This is a genomic window from Embleya sp. NPDC059213, from assembly GCF_042754445.1.
Classification (GTDB): domain Bacteria; phylum Actinomycetota; class Actinomycetes; order Streptomycetales; family Streptomycetaceae; genus Embleya.
In genome coordinates this window covers 1-4,516 of sequence record NZ_JBHZAV010000353.1, presented here as the reverse complement: position 1 = coordinate 4,516, position 4,516 = coordinate 1, and the positions used below count along the sequence as shown (strand labels likewise).

Annotated in this window: 4 protein-coding genes; 1 reads left to right on the top strand and 3 read right to left on the bottom strand. The window is 73.0% G+C overall.

Annotated features, from left to right (window positions below):
- The 3 genes from ACFXMF_RS46925 to ACFXMF_RS46915 all read right to left on the bottom strand — a co-directional run.
- Window positions 1-373: DUF3017 domain-containing protein (locus ACFXMF_RS46925; RefSeq protein ID WP_380021284.1), on the bottom strand; the 373-nt coding region annotated here is incomplete at its 3' end.
- A 116-nt stretch (window positions 374-489) separates the two neighbouring features.
- Window positions 490-1,347, bottom strand: a complete 858-nt coding sequence (locus ACFXMF_RS46920) for a bifunctional methylenetetrahydrofolate dehydrogenase/methenyltetrahydrofolate cyclohydrolase (protein ID WP_379992649.1) — start codon at window positions 1,345-1,347, stop codon at window positions 490-492.
- Window positions 1,344-3,548, bottom strand: coding sequence for an FUSC family protein (locus ACFXMF_RS46915; RefSeq protein ID WP_379992650.1), 2,205 nt, complete (start codon window positions 3,546-3,548; stop codon window positions 1,344-1,346). The genes ACFXMF_RS46920 and ACFXMF_RS46915 overlap by 4 nt, the downstream gene beginning before the upstream one ends.
- Before the next feature lie 272 nt (window positions 3,549-3,820).
- Between ACFXMF_RS46915 and ACFXMF_RS46910 the strand changes: the two genes are divergently transcribed.
- On the top strand, window positions 3,821-4,450 hold the full coding sequence (locus tag ACFXMF_RS46910) for an RDD family protein (RefSeq protein ID WP_360307866.1): 630 nt from the start codon (window positions 3,821-3,823) through the stop codon (window positions 4,448-4,450).
- Window positions 4,451-4,516 lie beyond the last annotated feature (66 nt).

Here is a 4,516-nt window from a genome sequence, read left to right as displayed (position 1 = left end):
GGACAGCACCAGCGAACGCTACGAGCAGCTGAACCGGCTCTACATCGTCCCCACGCTCGGTGCCGAGCAGGCCGCAACGGTCGACGCCGAACTCCACGTCGGTGAACCGGCTGCGAACCGCCAGCACCCCCACGTCGGCTACGAACAGCCGCAGTATCGCGGCGATCAGGAAGGTGCCCGCGATCAGGACCGCGGCGATCCGGAAGCCATCGAGCGCGGCGGTCAGCAGGGCCGCGATCAGGCAGCCGAAGACCACCATCGCGGGCCACTCCCGCAGCGGCCCCGGTCCGGCCGGCGAGGCACCACCCTCGGGCAGGTAGGTGCCCGGCTCCTTCTTCCTGCCGTCCTTGCGTCGCCCCCGAGCGGTTGCCACAGGTCCCACCTCTCCTCATCCCGGCACGAGCGACACCGCGCCGGGCCCGGGCCCGGCGAGCGCGGGTCGCCGGCGGGCGCCCACGAACGCGCGGCCCGCGGCCCGACGCGGTTCGATCACAGGCTGGTGACCTGCCGCTCGGCGGCCTCGATGACGTTGGTGAGCAACATCGCGCGGGTCATCGGACCCACGCCGCCGGGCATCGGCGCCACCCAGGCGGCCTTCTCGTACGCCTCCGGGTGCACGTCGCCGACCAGACCCTGGTCGGTGCGGGTGATGCCCACATCCAGCAGCACCGCGCCGGGCTTGACCATGTCCGCGCTGATCAGGCCGGGCACGCCGGCGGCGGCGACCACGATGTCCGCCTGGAGCACGTGGAACGGCAGTTCCTTGGTGCCGGTGTGGCACAGGGTCACCGTGGCGTTCTCGGTGCGGCGGGTGAGCAGCAGGCCGATCGGGCGGCCGACGGTGACGCCTCGGCCGATCACGCACACCTCGGCGCCGTTGATCTCGATGTCGTGCCGGCGCAGCAGTTCGACAATGCCGCGCGGGGTGCACGGCAGCGGCGCCTCCTGGCCCAGCACCAGCCGGCCCAGGTTCATCGGGTGCAGGCCGTCGGCGTCCTTGTCCGGGTCCATCAGCTCCAGGACCCGGTTGGCGTCCAGGTGCCTGGGCAGCGGGAGCTGGACGATGTAGCCGGTACAGGCCGGATCCGCGTTGAGCTCGCGGACCACGTCCTCGACCTGCTCCTGCGTCGCGTCCGCGGGCAGGTTGCGCTGGATGCTGGCGATGCCCACCTGGGCGCAGTCGCGGTGCTTGCCGCGCACGTACGAGTGGCTGCCGGGGTCGTCGCCGACGAGCACGGTGCCCAGACCCGGCGTGATGCCGCGGGCCTTCAGTGCCTCGGCCCGAACGGCCAGTTCGGCTTTGATGGCGGTGGCGGTGGCCTTGCCGTCGAGGATCTGCGCCTTCAAGTTCTGTCTCCTGGTCCGCGGTTTGGGGCCGGTCGCTGCGATTGTCCCGGCTGCGATTGTTCCGTATCCGCGACGGACGCGCGGCGGGCCCCGTACAGGAACCGGGCGGGCGGGGCCAGGATGCGCCGCTGGACGAACGCGGGCAACTGCCGGGCGGGCAGTGCTTCGTTCGCCCGGGCGATGGTGCGACCCAGTCGCTTCAGGTGTTGGCGCAGCACCGGATACCCCCACAGGTCCGGCTGCTCGGGCAGCGTCGGGGGGCGGCGTTCCTCGGCGGCCGAGGCCAATTCGGCCAGGTAGGCGTCCAGCCGGTCGAGGTCGTCGGCGGGGATCGGTTCGGGCGGCTCGGCGCGGTAGGTCTCGGGGGTGGTCATCAGCCGATAGCCGAGCCGCTGGGCGGTCACGATCGCGGGCCACAGGCGCTCGGCGTCCAGGCGACGGCCGGTGAACTCGCCCAGGGCCGCCTCGTACACGCTCCACAAATCGAGCAGTTCGCGCCGGGCCGCCCGGCGGGTGCTGCCCCACGCGGGATCGTCCACGATCTGCCCGGTGACCGTGGCCCGCAGCAACATCGCCTCGGCGCGGACGGCCCGGCCGAGTTGGCGCGGCAGTCGGGTCGCGGACGCCCGCGGCCACAACACCAGGCTCGCGGTCAGGCCGACGGCCAGACCCAGGACGGTGTCGATCACCCGGGTGGCGGCCAGGTCGCCCACGTGCGCACCGGGTTGGCCGGTGGCGGCCAGGAACAGGCCGACCGGGGTCACGCACGCGGCGCCCACGGCCAGGTTGCGGGCGATCACCGTCTGCGTCGCGCCGAACAGCAGCGCGACGGCGATCACCACGAGCCACTGGTTGGGCATCAGGTCGTGGAAGAACAGCGCGATCACCGCGACGCCCACGAGGGTGCCGATCGCCCGTTGCAACACCCGGCCGAAGTCGAGCACGACGTTGCCGCCCTGGAGCGCGGCGCCGGCCGCGATGGCTACCCACACCGGGTGCACCACCGGCAACAACACGGCGGCCAGCGTCGCCGAGCCGACCCCCAGGCCGGTGCGCAGCGCGGTCGGCGGGACCAGGGACGAGCGGTCGAACGCGGCGCGCAGGCGCTCACCGGAGGTGGGCCGGCGGCCCGGGATGATCTCGCCCTCCTTGACCGCCGGCCGGCCGGCCGCCTCGGCGGCGGCCCGCAGCACCGTGCGCAGCAGCCGTTCGGCGTCGGTCTCGGTGTCGGCGAGCACCGCGGGCATCACCGGGACCAGCCGCGGCTGCCCGACCGCGCCGGCCAGCGCGCGCACGGTGTCGGTGATCTCCGGTGGCAGCGGCCGGGTGCGCTCGACGGCGAGCAGTTGCGCGGCCTGGAACAGGTCGAGCGCGCGCCGGCACAACACCCGCAGCCGGTGGGCCTCACCGGTGCGCCGATTGCGCTTGGTGTCCGCGCGCAACACGGTCACCCACGCGGTGTGCACGGTCTCGGACGCGCGGTGCCGGGCGGCGTCGCTGGGTTGGTCGCCGATCGAGGCGAAGAAGTCGGCGAGCGCCTCGAAACAGGCCGCGAGCGCCATGTGCTCGGGGTGGCGCGGGCGCACCAACCAGCCGGACATCGACACCAGCCACGCGCCGGCGGCGCCCACGAGCACCAGCGCGGCCCGCTCCGGGACCAGGTCGGGTTGGTGCGGCAGGAAGGCGCCCATCGCGCAGACCAGGGTGAACATGTACCCGCCCGGGCGGTCCACCTGCAACGCGCCGCACAGGAAGGTGGCGACGGTGGCGACCAGGGTGATCACCGGGACGTACAGGAGCGCGGTGCCGGCCGCGAGCGAGCCCAGCGCCAGCGACAGGGCCAGACCCAGGCCGACCAGCGCGAGGGTGATCGCCCGGCGCGCGTACGGCTCCTTGGCCGCGTACAGGACGGTGTAGCCGCCCAGCGCGGCGAACGTGCCGTAGCCGACGCCGAGCGCCGCGGTGACGATCGCGAACGGGATGCCCACGCCGAGCGCGGCACGCACCCCGGCCGCCCAGGTGAAACGTTTGCCGCTGAGCGTGACCAGCGGCTTGATCTGGTTCTGCGGGCCCAGCTCGGCCGGGTGCACCGCCGGGAACGGGGGCAGCGTGGGCGGGTCGGCGGAGGCCGCCGAGGGCCCCGGCGGCAACGCGAGTGGTGTGCGTTGGCCCTGGGGTCCCGGAGTCGCCTGATCCTGCATCCTCCTATGCAACGCACCTTTCACCGGGAATGCCAAGTCCCGCCTGCGCCGCGACGCCCGGCCCGCTCGCCGGGTCCTGCCGCATGATCCCGATCACCAGTCCGATAAAGACCTACCGGGCGCCAACCGCCTCGGGATAGGGTGCCGCCTCCAACAGGCTCTCGGGTGGTGGGGGCGACGCCGGGCCCGTCACGGCGCTCGCGTGTCGACGAAACCCGGGGTCATCGGCGTCGTGCACCAGGTGTGTGCGCGTTCTCAGGGGAGAGTTCCGCATGTCCCAACCTCCGGGCCCGTACGGCCCGCCGCCCGGCTACGGCGCCGAGGGCCAGGGTCAGGGCTATGGCCAGCCCGCCTACGGCCAGCCGGCGTACGGCGAGCCCGGCTACGGTCCGCAGGCCGGTTACGGCCAGCCCTACGGCTACGGGCCGCCGCAGAATCTGGGCGACTACTGCGCGAGTTGGGGCCGCCGCGTGGGCGCGACCCTGCTCGACGGGCTCGTCATGATGCTGGCCGCGATCCCGTTCTACGGCGGGTTCTTCTGGTTCCTGAGCCAGAGCACCGTCACCGAGCACCTCGACGGCAGCGAGACGACCAGTTACGACGGCGGGGCCGGCCCGATCGTGGTGATGGTCGTCGGCGGCCTGGGGTTGTTGGTCTTCGGGCTCTGGCAGCTCTACCGCCAGGGCAAGACCGGCCAGACCATCGGCAAGGGCGCCGTGGGCATCAAGGTGCTGCGCGAGCGCGACGGCATGCCCACCGGCTTCGGCATGGCCTTCGTCCGCCAGATAGCGCACTTCCTGGACTCGATCGCCTGCTACGTCGGCTGGTTGTGGCCGCTGTGGGACTCGAAGAAGCAGACGTTCGCGGACAAGGTCTGCTCGACGGTCGTGGTCAAGGTCTGAGCACCACCGCACCGAGCGCGCGAGGCGCGACCCCGTCGGGGTCGCGCCTCGCGTGTGTTTCGGGTC

Coding starts and splice junctions, on each gene's coding strand:
- ACFXMF_RS46910 (WP_360307866.1), top strand. CDS start 3,821: ATGTCCCAACCTCCGGGCCCGTACGGCCCGCCGCCCGGCTACGGCGCC.
- ACFXMF_RS46915 (WP_379992650.1), bottom strand. CDS start 3,548: ATGCAGGATCAGGCGACTCCGGGACCCCAGGGCCAACGCACACCACTC.